This window comes from Pseudoalteromonas sp. SG43-3 (assembly GCF_014164385.1).
Lineage (GTDB): Bacteria > Pseudomonadota > Gammaproteobacteria > Enterobacterales > Alteromonadaceae > Pseudoalteromonas > Pseudoalteromonas distincta.
The window spans coordinates 1-341 of record NZ_JACJFC010000088.1; the positions used below are offsets into that span (position 1 = coordinate 1).

The window sequence follows — 341 nt, forward strand, 5'->3', positions numbered from 1 at the left end:
ATTTTCAGAAAGCGCATTTGATAAGTCCTGCTCAGCTTGGCTGGAAGCGACTCCCTGCGCCTCACCGTCTAAATCATCACCTTGTAATTCTTCGGGGGTAAATGGCAACTCACTTTCTAGTGTTTCTTGAACTTCATCAAGGTTAAGAGGTTTGGTATCCTCTTCTATACTAAATGGTTCAACAGAATCAATTCCGTCATTAATTTCTTGCAGTAAATCATCATCAAACGACTCGTCTTCAACCTTAGCTTCTGATTCAGAGAAGTCATTATCAATTAATAGTTCATCATCAAAATCATCTTCTAAGCTATCTAAGTTAGCATTTTCAGAAAGCGCATTTG

The 341-nt window shown here is 38.4% G+C and carries 1 protein-coding gene; it reads right to left on the reverse strand.

The window, feature by feature from the left end; genetic code table 11:
- A partial coding sequence (locus H5157_RS20725) for a hypothetical protein (protein WP_182725427.1) occupies positions 1 to 341 on the reverse strand: 341 nt, incomplete at both ends.